General features: G+C 61.1%; 13 protein-coding genes. 4 read left to right on the top strand and 9 right to left on the bottom strand.

Translation table 11 applies throughout. The features are described from left to right. Window positions 1-42: 42 nt before the first annotated feature. A complete protein-coding gene (locus GbCGDNIH8_RS10145) occupies window positions 43-3,342 on the bottom strand; it encodes a YhdP family protein (protein ID WP_172822948.1) in 3,300 nt (1,099 codons plus the stop codon). Window positions 3,343-3,386: 44 nt separating this feature from the next. On the opposite strand from GbCGDNIH8_RS10145, the gene GbCGDNIH8_RS10150 reads away from it, so the two are divergent. After that, window positions 3,387-6,422 (top strand): bifunctional [glutamine synthetase] adenylyltransferase/[glutamine synthetase]-adenylyl-L-tyrosine phosphorylase, encoded by a 3,036-nt coding sequence (locus GbCGDNIH8_RS10150; RefSeq protein WP_253736019.1) that lies wholly within the window; start codon window positions 3,387-3,389, stop codon window positions 6,420-6,422. Window positions 6,423-6,518: 96 nt separating this feature from the next. Then, window positions 6,519-6,986: a thioredoxin-dependent thiol peroxidase gene (gene bcp, locus GbCGDNIH8_RS10155; RefSeq protein WP_072573094.1), complete on the top strand. Its 468-nt coding sequence runs from the start codon at window positions 6,519-6,521 to the stop codon at window positions 6,984-6,986. Here the strand turns inward: bcp and GbCGDNIH8_RS10160 are convergent. From GbCGDNIH8_RS10160 to aroQ, 8 genes are all read right to left on the bottom strand, one after another. Further along, the gene (locus GbCGDNIH8_RS10160; RefSeq protein WP_072573095.1) at window positions 6,952-8,406 is read right to left on the bottom strand and encodes an APC family permease; all 1,455 of its coding nucleotides are present in this window, start codon (window positions 8,404-8,406) and stop codon (window positions 6,952-6,954) included. The genes bcp and GbCGDNIH8_RS10160 overlap by 35 nt on opposite strands. After that, entirely contained in the window at window positions 8,399-9,277 is an 879-nt protein-coding gene (locus GbCGDNIH8_RS10165; protein WP_157692627.1) for a protein-methionine-sulfoxide reductase heme-binding subunit MsrQ, read from the bottom strand. The genes GbCGDNIH8_RS10160 and GbCGDNIH8_RS10165 overlap by 8 nt, the downstream gene beginning before the upstream one ends. Beyond that, window positions 9,274-9,906, bottom strand: coding sequence for a hypothetical protein (locus GbCGDNIH8_RS10170; protein WP_072573096.1), 633 nt, complete (start codon window positions 9,904-9,906; stop codon window positions 9,274-9,276). The genes GbCGDNIH8_RS10165 and GbCGDNIH8_RS10170 overlap by 4 nt, the downstream gene beginning before the upstream one ends. Continuing rightward, window positions 9,903-10,613 carry a hypothetical protein gene (locus GbCGDNIH8_RS10175; RefSeq protein ID WP_072573097.1) on the bottom strand — a complete coding sequence of 237 codons (711 nt, stop codon included), beginning with the start codon at window positions 10,611-10,613 and terminating at the stop codon, window positions 9,903-9,905. The genes GbCGDNIH8_RS10170 and GbCGDNIH8_RS10175 overlap by 4 nt, the downstream gene beginning before the upstream one ends. Beyond that, a complete protein-coding gene (aat, locus tag GbCGDNIH8_RS10180; RefSeq protein WP_072573098.1) occupies window positions 10,603-11,283 on the bottom strand; it encodes a leucyl/phenylalanyl-tRNA--protein transferase in 681 nt (226 codons plus the stop codon). Before aat ends, GbCGDNIH8_RS10175 begins: the two co-directional genes overlap by 11 nt. Window positions 11,284-11,362: 79 nt before the next feature. Beyond that, window positions 11,363-12,715 (bottom strand): acetyl-CoA carboxylase biotin carboxylase subunit, encoded by a 1,353-nt coding sequence (gene accC, locus GbCGDNIH8_RS10185; protein ID WP_072573099.1) that lies wholly within the window; start codon window positions 12,713-12,715, stop codon window positions 11,363-11,365. Window positions 12,716-12,725: 10 nt separating this feature from the next. Continuing rightward, entirely contained in the window at window positions 12,726-13,211 is a 486-nt protein-coding gene (gene accB / locus GbCGDNIH8_RS10190) for an acetyl-CoA carboxylase biotin carboxyl carrier protein (RefSeq protein ID WP_072573100.1), read from the bottom strand. Further along, the gene (gene aroQ, locus GbCGDNIH8_RS10195; protein WP_072573800.1) at window positions 13,208-13,723 is read right to left on the bottom strand and encodes a type II 3-dehydroquinate dehydratase; all 516 of its coding nucleotides are present in this window, start codon (window positions 13,721-13,723) and stop codon (window positions 13,208-13,210) included. Before aroQ ends, accB begins: the two co-directional genes overlap by 4 nt. Window positions 13,724-13,868: 145 nt before the next feature. On the opposite strand from aroQ, the gene thiS reads away from it, so the two are divergent. Both thiS and GbCGDNIH8_RS10205 read left to right on the top strand, forming a co-directional pair. Continuing rightward, complete coding sequence (thiS, locus tag GbCGDNIH8_RS10200) at window positions 13,869-14,081, top strand: sulfur carrier protein ThiS (protein ID WP_072573801.1); 213 nt, start codon at window positions 13,869-13,871, stop codon at window positions 14,079-14,081. 68 nt (window positions 14,082-14,149) lie between these two features. After that, window positions 14,150-14,983 carry a thiazole synthase gene (locus GbCGDNIH8_RS10205; RefSeq protein WP_081368962.1) on the top strand — a complete coding sequence of 278 codons (834 nt, stop codon included), beginning with the start codon at window positions 14,150-14,152 and terminating at the stop codon, window positions 14,981-14,983. Window positions 14,984-15,007: the final 24 nt, after the last annotated feature.

Genomic DNA, 15,007 nt, shown 5'->3' on the forward strand with positions numbered 1-15,007 from the left:
CCGTGATCAGGCGGCCTCATCAAAGGCGATTTCAGCCATCCATCATTGCGGTCGTCTGAAATAGTCGAAAATCCCGCGCAAAAAACCTGGGGTCAGAGTAGCAAGCGGGTTCAGGCTGACCTGTGGATCCTGCAAGCTGCCGCTCAGGGCATAGGTTGCCGCAAACACGCCGCCGCCTTTTTCAGGACTGAACAATTTTCCTACCAGCGGCAAATGGCCCGGCAGCGTATTGAACATATAAGCCGGCACGATCGTACCCTCCAGCGCCAGCGTCTGGCCGGACAGGTCAATACGACCTTTCATCGTACCCCCGAGCGAAATGGTGTAGGCACGGGCATCGTTAAAAGTCAGCTCGTCATCGGTCAGGCTGAACGGCGCAATCAGATCATTCACCGGCAAACCAGGACCACTCAGCGCATCGACCAGCCCGTACAGCGTCATCGCCTGCAATACCTTTGCCGCCGCGGGTGCGCCCCGCACGCTGAACTGATGCAGTTTTGCGGTGCCGCTGAGCCGGTGATCCGGGCTGGTATCGTCAAAGCGGCCATGCAGGGTCAGGCGGCCATTGATAATCTCATCCGTCAGATCGAGCGTACTCAGCAGGGCTCCTGCATCGGTCGCCTGTGCATCCAGCACTCTTCCACTGCCATCCGGAACGATGACGAAGGAAAACAGGCCACCTGCCGTATCTCGCCCCGTCACTGTGACATTGCGATAGAGCGTGCCGTCATTGACAATGGCAATGCTGATGCCGAGCACTGCGCCCTGATCCACGGCGATCAGCCGGTCGAGCTTTCCGCTGATCTGAAACGGCTGACCTGGTGTTTCAGCCTGCGCCTGATCTCGGCGTCGATAGGAGGGCTGGCGCAATCCCTGACGTTTCAGCGGATGACTGAGATCAATCACCCCACCCGTAAGACGGCCCTGAATGGGTGCCCCCGTCCTGCCCGGAAACAGGATGGAGCCGGAAAGATGACTGTCACCCACCTGCACCGTATCGAACTGAAGCAATGTCCCGCCCCCCTCCGCACCAGCGGCACTGCCTGACAGAGACAAATTCGGAGCAGACACCTGAAGATTCTGCACGACGGACAGATGATCGCCCTGAAGAGTGATAGAGGCACTGGCACTCCCTGGCTGACCTGCGCTTTTCTGCCAGCCCAGCCGATCGATCATGGCAGACAGATCAGTCAGATCGGCCGCCAGATCGACCGTTGCCTTCCCGCTGCGATAACGGTTGTAGGCAACATCGAGATCGGTGGCACCCGACAGATTGACCTTGCCGCTCCTGATCCCCAGGCGCTCCAGATCGGCCACGGCCGCATGCGCCTGGACGGTCGCCTTCTCCAGCACCTGTTGCGGCGGTCCATGACGGAAATCCATGCCGGCCCTGATCCGGGCAGGAATATCCGCCACCACGCAATGCCCGGCCAATGACAGACCGTTCTCCGAAACGTCATAGGTGAAGTCGCCGTTTTCCAGATCTTGCCCGGCCAATACGTCATGCAGAACCAAAGCACTGATGTGCCCTTCAGAGGCTATGGCGACATCTTCCATTGCAACTTTTTTTCTCAGTGGCAGCGCCACGTTGAGAATGCCGGAGAACTGCCCCTCCGGCTGTCCCAGATCCATCGGATGCTCACTGAGCAGGTGCAGTCTCGGATGCGAGAGAAGCTTCTCCAGTCCCGGCACGGTACCTGAAAGTTCACCCTGAATAGCGGATTGCTGGTCTTTCTCTGTCAGCCCGGCAATCTCCATCACTGCATGTCTGACTGCGATGCCGTATGCCGGCACGCGACCGCCTCCGGCCTCGATGGTCAGCCGGTGCGGCTCTGTCACCCGTACCGTGCCGTTCATCCCCTGAATGGGCGGTACCGGACGCAGCCAGTGAATGGAAGCGTTCCGTATCGTCAGAAGACCATCGATCCCGTCCAGCGCCGGATGGCTGAAATCCTCACTGACCGAAGCCATCAAGGTGAGCGTGCCGGATTCGATCCGGCCCACCTTCATGTTCTGCGTGATCCATTCATGCGCACCATGCGCAAAACGCGCAGGCCACAGGGATGGCAGCCCGTCCAGCGGCAGAACCCCGACATCCAGATGGAACTGCGCATGGCGGCGCCCTTCCGAGACCGGCTCCAGACTGCCGCTCCCTTTGAAAACCGGTGCGGCCCCTGCATCCCCTTCCAGCCCCAGCGTCAGGGAAGACAGAAGAGTGCGCCCGGTGATCATGTCAGCATCAAGACGAGCGGCAAAAACCCGTATCTTCACCGTCTGATTGTCTATCGTTACGGTGCCGGGCTGGCTCTGCACATCAAGGCTCGCCCTTTTGAAAGCAAGATCGGAACCAATCAGGGCGGTTGCACGCAGACCAACCGGGACCTCCGCCGCGGCCAGCATTTTTATCTGTGAAGACAAATCAGCCAGCGCCGAGACCGGCATCATCCCGGCCTCGAACACGATCCCCAGCCCGTTTCGATCCGGCCCGTTTTGCGCCAGCGTCGCATCACCGACCTTCAGCAGCAAGGGCGTCGAAGCGCCTCCCGCCACCAGTCTGGCCCGAACCGATCCATCCAGCGGTGGCGAAGAATCATCCACCTTCTTTCTCTCGACCGATAGGGCAAGTCCACGATGGAGCGAGGCTTCTATCTCCTCCAGACGCCACGGCGATGCCGAAACCTCCGTGCGGCCGGATACCATCAACCGGTGAACCGCGGCATGATCGGGCAGAAGCGCCCAGCTACGGCGCTCCCAAATTCTGAAAGTCTCCAGATGACGCTGAAGGTCGAAATCGTCAGGTGACGGGGCCGAGACCGTCCCCAAGCGGGATGGTGGCAGCGCAATGGCGGTGTCCTCGATCAGCACCGTCTGCACACGCGGATGCCGGGACAGCAGCAGCCCGGATACCGCCCCAACCCGGAGCAGCCCGATCCTGGCCAGATCAGGCGCAGTCTCCGGCTGGCGCACATCCCGAATGGTCACACCACGCAATTGCACGTCCAGTATGGCATCGGGACCGTGTTTCCAGCCATCCCATGTCATCACCAGATACGGAATATCGATGCGGAAAGGCGCAAGCCTTCCCGGCAGACGCACAACCAGTCCTTGCCCCCCGGCTTTGCTGACCGCCTCCGCCCCGCCGGGCAGATCGGTGCCGGTCCGGGCCAATCCCTGTAGACTGCGCCCCAGAATATCGGTCAGATCAAGCGGACCATGCGACAGGCGCAACCCCAGCGCCACAAAGCCGACTGAAACCAGCACAGCGGCCCCGATGGCAGTCTGCAATGCCAGGCGGATAACCCTGCCGAGCAGCCATCCGGCTTGACCACTCCACCGCCTCACGGGAAGGCTTCCAGTCCGCCAGCGCATACGTAAGGAACTGACACGTGACCGACAGCCTGCCTCCCGCAAGGATCGACACTCCCCTGCCCCAGGGACAGGGATCGGGTGGTCTGCTGGAGGCATGTTGGCCTGCCCCCGCCAATCTCCATGCCGCCGAGCGGCTGCTGGAACAGTTTGCCGCACTGGGGGAGGCCGAGGCTCAGGCGCTTATGCATCCCGCCTTCCGTGCCATGCTGATGGCGTTGGGAGGGAACAGCCCCTATTTGTCCGAACTGGCCCTGAAAGAATCCGCCCTGTTGCTGGAAGCCGTGGTGATCGGTCCCGAAGCCAGTCTGGAGCAGATTTTCGCTCGTCTTGCCGCCGTTCCGGCCACAGTACCCCGTCTGCCTCTGGCTACAGCCCTGAGGACAGCCAAACGGCAGGCGGCGCTGATCATTGCGCTGGGCGATACGGGGGGATTGTTCACTCTTGAACAAGTCACCTCCGCCCTCTCCACGCTTGCAGAAAGCACCTTGCGCAAGGCCGTGGCGTATCTGCTGAACGAAGCGGCCTCTGCCGGCCGCATTCATCTTCCAGACCCGTCCGAGGCTGCTGTCGGCAGCGGTTTCACCGTGCTGGGCATGGGCAAGCTCGGCGCGCGGGAATTGAACTATTCCAGTGATATCGACCTCATTCTTCTTTACGATCCCGCTTCCCAGGCCGGATCGCAGGCCGAGTCGCGGGATGAGTTGGGCGCCCTGTTTACACGGATTGCCCGCAATATCGTCACCCTGATGGAAAGTCGCAATGAAGGCGGCGCGGCCGGGGGATACGTGTTCCGCACCGATCTTCGTCTGCGCCCCGACCCCGGCGCTACGGCCCCCGCCATCTCCCTCCCGGCTGCCCTCAGCTATTACGAGAGCATGGGCCAGAACTGGGAACGTGCCGCCATGTCGAAGGCGCGACCGGTGGCAGGAGACCTCGCACTGGGTCAGATGTTTCTGGACGCCATTCGGCCCTTCATCTGGCGTCGCTATCTGGATTTCGCCGCCATAGCCGATATTCACGCCATGAAGCACCGGATCGATATCCATCGCGGGAACGGTCGCGGTACGCCCCCCACCTCTATGATGGACCGGCTGGCCGGGTTCAATCTGAAGCTTGGCCAGGGCGGCATCCGCGAGATCGAGTTTCTGGTGCAGACCCTCGAACTGGTCTGGGGCGGGCGCGATCCGGAACTGCGCGAGCCACGCACCCTGATCGCCCTGCGCCTGCTGGCTGATCGTCAACACATCGCCGCCGATGTCGCAGAGGAACTGGCAGAGGCTTACCGCTTTCTGCGCATGGCCGAGCACCGGGTGCAGATGGTCAATGATCGCCAGACCCATTCCCTGCCCGCGCCCGGACCACATATGGCCGAGCAGATGCACGCCATCGCCCTGTTCCTTGGCTTTCCCGACACGAATGCCTTCGCTGCAACCCTGCTGCACCATGTGGACCGGGTGCAAGCCCATTACCGCACCCTGTTCGAGAGCGTCACGGATGACCCTGATCATGCGGGCCAGCTCGACTTCAGCGGCGACGGCGAACCGCCAACCACGATCGAGACATTGCACGCTATGGGCTATACGCAGCCGGCACAGGTGGTCGAGATCGTCCGTGCCTGGCATAGCGGACGGCTTCGTGCCCTGCGCTCGGAACGGGCGCGGCAGCTTTTGACCGCCCTGCTGCCCAGTCTGCTGTGTGCCTTCGCCCGTCAGAGCCAGCCCGATACCGTGTTGGCCCGTTTCGACGGGTTGCTGGCCCAGCTTCCCGCAGGCGTGCAGATTCTCTCGCTGTTCCAGCGCAACCCCGCTTTGCTGGAGCGGGTGGCACGGGTACTGGGGGCTGCTCCCTCGCTCTCCGATCATCTGGCCAGAGTGCCGAGCGCGCTGGAGGGGCTGATCATCCCAGGCGAAACGCTTCCCCCTGCCTCCCGGCAGATTGCCGATGCGCTCAGTGACTGCCGTGATCTGGAGGAGGTAATCCGTGCCCTGCGCGAAACCGCGCGGCAGGAGGATTTCCGTATTTCCGTCGCCACCATGACCGGCGATATGGATGTGGATGAGGCCGGAATCATCCGCACCGCAATGGCGGACGGCGTCGTCAGCACCCTGCTGCCGCATGTGATGGAGGACCACGTGTCCCGCCACGGCATCATCCCGAATGGCGGGATCGCCGTGATTGCCCTCGGCAAGGCTGGCGGGCGGGAGATGATGGCCGGTTCCGATCTCGATCTGATGATGATCTATGATCACCCGGAAGATGTCAGTGAAAGTCAGCCCGGCGGCAATCCGGGCGTGCGTCCGTTGCCACCCAGTGCTTACTATACACGGGCGGCACAGAGCTTTATCGCCAAGTTGACCGCACAGGGACCGGGCGGCCCGGCTTTCGCGGTGGATATGCGCCTGCGCCCCTCCGGCAATCAGGGACCGGTGGCTGTGTCCCTCTCCTCCTTCCAGCGTTACCACCGGGAAAGCGCGTGGACCTGGGAACGGATGGCCCTGACCCGCGCCCGCGTCATTGCCGGCCCTGAAGCCCTGTGCCAACGGGTGAGGGAGGCAATCGAAACGGCACTGAACCGGCCTGTCCCTGCCGAGACGATCCGTGTCGATGCTGCCACAATGCGCGCGAGGATCATGCGGGAACATCCCAATCCCGGCCCGTGGGATATCCGTACCCGGCCCGGTGGGCAGCAGGAGGTAGAGTTCATCGTTCAGGTTCTGCAGTTGATTCACGGTCCGGCCAACCCATCGGTGCGTGCCACCTCAACGCGTGATGCTGTCAGACAGCTGCATCAGGCCGGTTTTCTGTCCGAAGAGGATATGGGACTGCTGATCCATGCCGACCATCTGGGTCGCGGTGTTCAGGGGCTGCTGCGGATCACGCTGGGCCGAACGGCGCGGGACAGGCTGCCCACGGCATCGGCCGAGGCGCTGGTGGAGGCTCTGGCCGAGCCGGGAGTCACCGATGAAGAGACACTGAGGGCCCGTCTCGATGACATTGGCCAGCGCGTGCGGGAGGCGTTCATCCGCCATATCGGTGATATTCCCCCGCCCTAGCAGAATCTCTGACAAAGAGAATGACTTTTCCGATCCCGGTACCCTGTGCCATGCAGCCGCATGACAACCGAACACTCTGACAGGGAGATTCGCGCCATGAGCACTCTTGCCGAAGGCGATACCGCCCCGGACTTCACCCTTCCCGCCAGCCGGGGCCGCACCGCCAGCCTTTCCTCACTGCGGGGCAAACCGGTCGTGGTCTACTTCTATCCCAAGGCCGATACGTCAGGTTGCACCAAGGAAGCCTGCGCCTTTCAGGAAGCCCTGCCCGCACTGGGGACAAGTGGTCTGACCGTCATCGGCATATCGCGGGACAAGATGAAGGCCATTGATGCCTTCGCCGACAAATACGCGCTCGATTTCCTGTTGGCTTCTGATGAGAGCGGCGCAGTTTCAGAGGCGTACGGAACGTGGATCGAAAAATCCATGTATGGACGCAGCTATATGGGCCTGGATCGCGCCACTTTCCTGATCGACGCGGAGGGACGTATTGCCCGCATCTGGCGCAAGGTGAAAGTCACGGGCCATGTCAAACAGGTGACGGCGGCAGCGGCAGAGCTTTGACCGGCCTCGCCAGCACCGAATGATGCATGGCGTAGGTAAGGTAGAACACCAGCGCCACCGCGATCCAGACCGCAAAGAAAACCAGCGTGATGGATGGCAACAACACGATCAGATAGAGGCAGCATACTGCGCTCAGCAGTGGCACCCATGGATAGAAAGGCACACGATAACAGCAGGGCAGATCACCATGACGACGCCTCAGGACGATCAGCCCTGCCGAAACGGCCAGAAACGCGATCAGCGTTCCCATGCTGGTCAGATTGGCGAGCATATCAAGCGGAAACATCGCCGCCAGCGCCGCAACCGCCGCTGCCACAATCCATGTATTGGCCAGCGGGGCATGGCTGGCTGCATCAACATGATGAAACACCGGCGGCATCAGACCATCACGGCTCATCACGAACAGAATGCGGGTCTGGCCATATATCGTCACCAGCGTCACGCTGAAAATCGACACCAGGGCGCCGATGCATAAGAGCACGGAAGGCCAGGCAGAGCCGGTCACCTGCTCCAGTATCACGGCCAGTCCGGCTTCCTGACCGGCAAAGCGCGTCCATGGTTGCGCGCCGATCGCCGCCACGGCAACCATGATATACACAAGCGAGACGATGCCCAGACACAACAGAATAGCCCGCGGCAAAGTGCGCCCCGGATCTTTCACCTCCTCGGCCGCGGTGCAGATCGTATCAATGCCGACATAGGAGAAAAACACTGTCGCGGCAGCACTGCCGACACCGCCCAGCCCCAAAGGCATGAACGGGGTCAGATGCTGCACACGAAAGGCACAGAGTGCGATCCCCGCAAACAGCAGCAGAACCAGCAGCTTCATGCCCACCAGAATGGCGTTGATCGTGCTGGAGTCCGAAACGCCACGTGACAGAAGGCCCGCACAGAGCATGACCAGCACAAGCGCAGGCAGGTTGATATAACCTCCATTGCCTGGTGCCGCGGTGATCGCATGCGGCAATGTCAGGCCAATAGTGTCGCCCAGCAACTGGTTCAGATACTGCGCCCAGCCCACCGCAATGGCGGAGGCCGCTACGCCATATTCCAGCAGCAGACAGGCTCCGACCAGAAAAGCAGCGACCTCTCCCATCGTTGCATAGGTATAGGAATAGGAAGAGCCGGCCTCCGGCACAGTGGAAGCGACTTCCGCATAGCAAAGCGCCGTCAAGGCCGCCGTCAGCCCCGCAATCGCAAAAGCCAGAATCGTCCCCGGCCCGGCTTTCGGGACCGCCGTTGCCAGAGCGACGAAAATACCGGTGCCAATGGTTGAGCCAACGCCAATCATCGCCAGACGCCACAGGCCAATCGTGCGCGATAGTCCCACCTTGCCAGCGTCTAACGGTATCTCACCGCCGGCAAGGGCAATATTCCGACATCTCAGGACAGCCTGAAGCCAGGGTGCTTTGTCAGCCATTCCTTCCTGCCGCCTTCCACTGTTGCCATGAGACGGCGGCAATCATCATGCAGGCCAGCACTGCCACTTCCCAGGCAGGACGCGGGCCAAGCGTGGTGGTCATGCGCCATGCCGTCGCCAGATCGGGCGGCCAGTTTGCGCTCAGCACAAGACGCCAGTTCAAACCACGCACCAGACCATACCATGCGGCTTCAAGCAGGGCTGTGGCCAGAATGGCCGCCAGAGACAGAATAATAACGCCCCACACGCCTCGATTCTGACGCGGCCATAAACGCCATGCCATGAGCGCACAAAATATCCCGCCCCAGACAGCCTCCTGCGAGATGTCGACCTTGGCCTGAATAAAGCCATGCACCAGCGCCAGTATCACCAGCACATACACAGTACGATGCAGTTTTTTCCACCGCCGCCCCAGCCTGCGCATCCATGAATCCGTGGATGTCACCGCCAGCACGACAAGCCCGCACAGCGCCACCAAACCAATCAGCAGATAAAAATGGCTGCCGATTTCAGAGAGGATCAACCAGATGCGTCCATTCTCATACGCCCCATACAGCGCCAGATGCAGCAGCGCATAACACGCCGTTCCCACCCCGATCATACGCCGCACAATCAACAGGCGGGGCCAGGATAGAGCCTCCCGCAAGGGGGTGATCGCCAGCGAGACCAGCAGGAAGCGGATAGTCCACCGCCCCGTCTCATGCAGAGCCGCCTTCAACGGCTCGGCCCCCAATTCCTGATAAAGGCCGTTCTTCAGCAGATGGGCTGCCGGATACAGCAGGAACAGCAAGGCCATCAGGCGCAGTAAAGAAAAATGCCCGGCCCGGTCATGCCATGGCACCCAGCCTTGTCGGGGCATGTGTTCCGTCACGGAGATGCCTTCAGCGCCTCCGGCGTGGTATGGGCATAAGAGGCAGGGATCGTGAACAGATCCGGGTCCAGCTTCTCCGTGGAAACGGAAACTGCCTGCGCCATGATCTGCTCCCCGATCCTCACTTGTAACAACATGCCATCACTGGTCATGCACATGGCGGCAGGCGCCGTCTTCGGTGTTGCGGTCTTGCCGTCTGCCGTGACGACCCACTCTGTGCAGGGCAGGCCGTCGACGATGCGCGATCCCGCTTTTTCATACTGCATCTCAGGCGTGGAGGGGCCAGAGAGAGGGTCGATTTCCGGCATTTTCGACTTGCCAACCACCTGCGGCCTTGGGTCGGACGCCTCGATATCCAGCACTCCGTGGCGAAGCGGATCGACCAGCGCGATATGCATATCAGCCCGATTGATCAGCATATAAAGCCCGCCCTGCGGCGGATCGATCCGCTGTATCTGGCGGGAGGCCAGCCAGCGCACACGCTCCGTGGTCATGGCCCCATCATGCTGTATGCGATAGGTGATATCGGTATCATGTGCGCATTGCAGCACAGGCTGCTCACCCGCCTGCGCACAGGCTGCAAGCAGGCCAAGCGCCACAAACAGCGCCAGAAAAGTGCCGTATTTCATCGCCCGATCAAATTCCTCATTGTTTGCATGGCGCCACCCATCTGCAACGCCCCCTGCCCATTCCCGGAGAGCAGGCCCTGCACCATGCCCGGCGGCAGATCCATTTTCTGATATCCGTCCGGAATCCTGAATAAAGCCTGCGGCTGCTGGGCATATTTCACGCTGGTTGCGTGCAGGCTGCCAGTGCGGCCGTCTGCATCCGTGCCCTCGCCGCTGAGCAGAATACCATCGTCACTGAGGCAGATCGTCCCCTGTCCCTGCCGGGATGTGACATGCCAGAGGGTGCAGGCAATGCCTGCGATCCGGCTGGTCCCGATGCGGGTGAAATTCTCGGTCGGGGAGAGCACCAGCGCACTGACCGGCGTGCCGGAAATGGCACTGGTGATGTAGATATTGATCTGGTTCAGCACCAGGGTCGCACGATCCTGCCGCAGATCAAGCAGCAGAAAGCCGGGCTGCCGGTCCGCCTCGACCCGCGCCTCTTTAAGTGTGCTCGAATAGAACAGCCTGCCCTGACGTGGCCGCCCGGTATCACCGGCTTTTGCACCAGTCAGGCTATAAACCACGGACACATCTTTCTGCGGCACCAGATGGGCGGGCTGATCGGCGAAGGCGGGGTGACTGGAGAATGGCATACCAGCCAGCAGTGCCAGGACACATAGACGGTGCGCCCTCATCCGATGCCGCTGCATGATGTCATGTGCCATGATCATTCCTTTCCTTGCCTGCCAATTCCCTGAACGCATGAACAAGCAAAGCGTGTGGCGGATTCGCGATCCAGTCTGCCCGGATATCTACGGAAGCCGCCAGTCGCTGCCTGTATGCTTCCCGGGGGATTTCCATGGCACCAAACTGTGTCAGATGCGTGGTGACAAACTGCGTATCCAGCAGCCGGAACCCACCCAGCCGCAAACGTGCGACCAGATGTGTCAACGCAACCTTCGATGCATCACGCACCGTGCTGAACATGCTTTCACCGAAGAACACTGCGCCCAGCACCATACCATACAGGCCACCCACCAGCTTTCCGTCCTGCCATGCCTCGACAGAGTGTGCATGACCGATCTGATGAAGATCGATGAAAAGCCGCTTGATTTCAGCGTTGATCCAGCTATCCATCCGCCCTTGGCGTGGTGCCGCACAGGCATGGATCACGGCGGGAAAATCACTGTCGATCCGCACCTCGAACCGGTCGGCAAGGACGGTGCGCAACAGACGGCGCGGAAGATGAAACCCGTCCAGCGGCAGAATACCGCGCTCTTCAGGGTCCAGCCAGTAAAGACGCGCACCCTCCCGGGTTTCTGCCATGGGAAACAGACCTGCACGATAGGCCTGTAATATCAGCTCCGGAGTGATCTCGAAGGCGCGTCGCGACATGCCTTCCTATCCTTCCGCGTTACCGCTCGGCAGATCCGGCCGGAAGGACAGTCTGGAAAAACCATCCTCCCGCTCCAGATCAGGCTGCAGGAATCTGCGCCGCCACAAATTTCTCCAGCCAGTGAATGGTGTATTCACCGGCCTGAAATTCCGGATCAGCCAGAACGCGCTGATGCAGCTCCGCTGTCGTGCTGATCCCCACCACAGCCATTTCCTCCAGCGCCCGGTTCATGCGCGCAATGGCTTCAGGACGGGTGGGAGCATGAACGATCAGCTTGGCAACCATGCTGTCATAGTAAGGTGGCACCACATAGCCGCTGTACAGCGCGCTATCCACACGCACGCCCAGCCCGCCCGGCGCATGGAACGCCTCGATCCGGCCCGGTGTGGGCATGAAGGTCAGCGGATCTTCCGCATTGATGCGGCATTCGATCGCATGACCCTGGAAGTGAATATCCGACTGCTCATAGCCGAGAGGCTCACCGGCAGCGATCCGAATCTGCTCCCGCACCAGATCGATGCCTGTGATGGCTTCCGTCACCGGATGCTCGACCTGCAAGCGGGTGTTCATCTCGATGAAAGCGAATTGTCCGTCCTGATACAAAAACTCCAGCGTGCCCGCATTGCGGTAGCCGAGCTTGCGCAGGCCGGAGGTCACGACCTCGCCAATCCGATCACGTTCTTCCGCCGTCAGGGCCGGAGAACCAGCCTCTTCCAGCAGTTTCTGATGTCTGCGCTGAAGAGAGCAGTCACGCTCACCCAGATGCACGACATTGCCATGTGAATCGGCCAGAACCTGTAATTCGATATGGCGCGGTTTATCGAGGTATTTTTCGATATAGACGGCATCATTGCCGAAAGCGGCAGCGGCTTCGGTACGGGCCAGACGCCACGCTTCGGCCAGTTCGCTTTCATCATGCGCGACTTTCATGCCACGCCCGCCGCCACCTGCCGCCGCCTTGATCAGAACCGGATATTTCACCCGATCCGCCACGGCGCGAGCTTCCTCCACATCCGACACGACGCCTGCCGAGCCCGGCACCAGCGGGACGTTGAGCGAGGCCATGGCGTGTTTGGCCTCGATCTTGTCGCCCATCATACGGATATGGGACGGGCTGGGACCGATGAAGGTCAGGCCATGCGCCTCGACCATTTCAGCGAAATCCGCGTTTTCCGACAGGAAGCCATAACCGGGATGAATCGCATCAGCGCCGGTGATGGTTGCCGCCCCGAGAATGGCGGCCGTATTCAGATAGCTGTCACGAGCGGCGGGCGGACCGATACAAACGCTCTCATCCGCCAGACGGACATGCATCGCATCGGCATCCGCGGTGGAATGCACGGCGACGGTCGGAATGCCAAGCTCACGGCAGGCGCGCTGGATTCTCAGCGCGATTTCACCGCGATTGGCGATCAGGATTTTGTGGAACATCCCGCCCCGGTCACTCAATGATCACAAGCGGCTCGCCATACTCGACCGGCGCGCCATTGCCGACGAGAATTTTCGAGACCGTGCCCGCTTTCGCGGCCTTGATCTGATTGAAAGTCTTCATCGCCTCGATCAGCAACAGCGTCTGCCCGGCCGTCACCGGCTGACCGACAGAAACGAAAGAAGGCGCGCCCGGCTCAGGACACAGATAGGCAATGCCGACCATGGGGCTGAGCACCGCACCGGGGTGCTTTGCATCATCCACGGCGGGGGCAGATACCTGTGCCACAGGATCAGCCTGCACCTGCGGGGCCGGAGCCGCCGCCACAGCAGGCGCCGCCATGGCAGGCGCACCCCCGACATAAGTGACGGGGGCTGGGGTCCGCGCAACACGGATACGGCTTTCGTTATCGATGATCTCGATTTCCGTCAGGCCTGTATCCGCAAGGATTGTCGCCAGGGTGCGGATGGCCTCCGCGTCGAACAGAACGCGGCTCATGCGCCCTCTTCTCCTTCATAAGGGTGAAAAGCTTGATCCCGATCAGAATGATCATCGGGCAGATCAGTCTGTTCGTCCAGCAGGTCCGCCATGGCACGCAACGCCAGGGCATATCCGCGCACGCCGAGACCGCAGATGATTCCGTCAGCCGCCTGGCTGACGTAAGACCGGCGGCGGAAAGTCTCGCGCCGGTGAATATTACTGATATGCACTTCAACCACCGGCAGATCCACCGACAGCAGTGCATCCATCAGAGCCACCGAGGTATGGGTATAGCCAGCCGGGTTGATGACGATGCCGGCGGCACGACCGCGGCATTCCTGTACCCAGGAAATCAGCTCACCCTCACCATTGGTCTGCCTGAAATCGACGGCAAGCCCAAGCTCCTCCGCCGTTTCGGCGCACAGCGCCTCAACATCGTCGAGCGTCACGGAGCCATACATCTCCGGCTGACGCACGCCGAGCATATTCAGATTCGGACCGTTCAGGACGGCAATCAAAGGTCTGGTCATCAGCGGGGCGTTAGCATGCACAGACGAGAACGTCCAATCTGTTTCATGAACTCAGCCTTTCGGTGGTTCCGGCTTGCGTAGCGTGAGGCCTCTCCCCATAGTCCATCCCATGTCCACCCCGACCATATCCCATTCTGAAACGCCCATGACAGCTGGCGCTTTCATCACCGTCAATGGCCTGCCGCATGCCCTGCGACGCCCGACCACTGTCGCGGCATTGCTGGAAGAAATCGGGCTGGACCGGGTAAAAATCGCGGTGGAGCGCAATGAAAGCATCATACCGCGCTCCCTCTATGAACAAACCCTGCTGGATGCTGGCGACGTACTGGAAATCGTTCATTTCATCGGCGGCGGCTAAGCCAGGCAGGCTGGTTTGCGCGGCCTTTTTGATCAGGCGTGTTACTCAACACGGAATCAGGATATATCATGACGACGGTTTCACCGACACACGGCCCCGGCTTTGCCGCATCAGGTGTGGAGGCCGGGGGCGATGATCGCTGGAGCGTCGCCGGACGACATTTCACATCCCGCCTGATCGTCGGCACCGGCCGCTACAAGGATCTGCCGGAAACTGCCGCCGCCATTGCCGCATCGGGGGCCGAGATCGTCACCGTCGCTGTCAGGCGTGTGAACCTGTCCGATCCCTCCGCACCGATGCTGCAGGATTACGTCAGCCCGCGTGATTATACCTATCTGCCCAACACCGCAGGCTGCCATACGGCGAAAGACGCAGTGAGAACCCTGCGTCTGGCCCGAGAGGCAGGCGGCTGGAATCTGGTGAAACTGGAAGTCCTGGGGCCACCACCGCATCTCTATCCCGATATGGCCGCAACCATGGAAGCCGCCGCCGCCCTGATTGAGGACGGATTCGAGGTCATGGTCTATTGCGCCGACGATCCTGTCGCCGCGAAACGGCTGGAGGACATGGGCTGTGTGGCGATCATGCCGCTCGGCGCACCGATCGGCTCGGGGCTGGGATTACAGAATCCGGCCATGCTGTCCCTGATCATCGAACAGGCGAAAGTACCGGTGCTGGTGGATGCGGGAATCGGCACCGCCAGCGATGCCGCCGTGGCCATGCAGATCGGCTGTGACGCAGTTTTGCTGAACAGCGCCATCGCTCATGCCGGAAATCCGATTCTCATGGCACAGGCCATGAAGCATGCCGTGCAGGCAGGACGTCTGGCCTATCTGGCGGGACGCATGCCCCGCCGGATGGGGGCGGATCCGTCCTCTCCCCTGACCGGGCTGATTTCCTGAACCGGAGAAACCAGTCAGGCCAGT

The sequence above is a fragment of the Granulibacter bethesdensis genome (assembly GCF_001889545.1).
Classification (GTDB): Bacteria; Pseudomonadota; Alphaproteobacteria; order Acetobacterales; family Acetobacteraceae; genus Granulibacter; species Granulibacter bethesdensis_B.